Origin of the sequence: Flavobacterium sp. W22_SRS_FK3, from assembly GCF_052113665.1 — a bacterium.
Lineage (GTDB): Bacteria > Bacteroidota > Bacteroidia > Flavobacteriales > Flavobacteriaceae > Flavobacterium.
The window spans coordinates 1-1,004 of sequence record NZ_JBGQOF010000071.1; the positions used below are offsets into that span (position 1 = coordinate 1).

The window sequence follows — 1,004 nt, forward strand, 5'->3', positions numbered from 1 at the left end:
CTTTCAACCGGATCTATTGCTTTTGATGCAACTACGTTGGAATTTTGGGGTACTTTATTAAATGGAGGTCAATTAGTATTGGCAGATACAAATTCTTTATTGGAGATCAACAGTTTAAAAGACCTTATAATCAAACATAAAGTTACCACTATATGGATGACAGCCTCTTGGTTTCATCAGGTAGTGGAAGAAGATTCCTCTATTTTTGCGCCTCTCACTTCTTTGTTGGTCGGAGGAGATGTAGTGTTGTTCAATTATACCAATAAATTGAAAGAACTATATCCTTCTCTTCAGATTATCAATGGCTATGGTCCTACAGAAAATACCACATTTTCGACGACTTATAGTATTGAGAAAGTCACACAAAAAGCTCTTCCTATCGGTAAACCGATAAAGAACAGCTACGCCTACATTACGGATTCTCAATTCAACTTATTACCTATTGGAGTAATTGGGGAATTGTGCGTTGGGGGAAGCGGAGTTGCTTTAGGTTATTTAAACCAGGAAGAACTAACCAAGGAGAAATTCATCAACGATCCGTTTAGAGAAGGCGAACGCATCTATAAGACAGGTGATTTAGCACGTTGGCTGCCCGATGGCAATATTGAGTTTATCGGCAGAAAAGATGACCAGGTTAAGATCCGCGGCTATCGAATTGAGTTAGGAGAGATTGAGAATGTATTATCATCCTTACCGGGAGTAACGCAGTGTTGTGTATTGGCTAAGGAAGATACAAATGGCACAAAGAGTTTAGTAGGTTATGTTGTATTGGAAGAAGCCTTAGACAAAGAAGCTTTACAAAACCAATTAAAGCTAAGTTTGCCTGATTATATGGTTCCTATGATCTGGGTTGCATTAGAGGTACTGCCACTGACCAATAATGGAAAGTTAGATAAAAAGTCATTACCGGATCCGGATGGTTCAGCATTATCCAGTAAAGAATATGTAGCACCCCGTAATGAAACCGAAGCGCAGTTAGCTGCAATCTGGCAGGAATTATTAGG

The 1,004-nt window shown here is 39.1% G+C and carries 1 protein-coding gene; it reads left to right on the forward strand.

Features of this window, described 5'->3' with window-relative positions; genetic code table 11:
* The coding region (locus ACEN2I_RS19985) for an AMP-binding protein (RefSeq protein ID WP_441767838.1) at positions 1-1,004 on the forward strand (1,004 nt) is incomplete at both ends.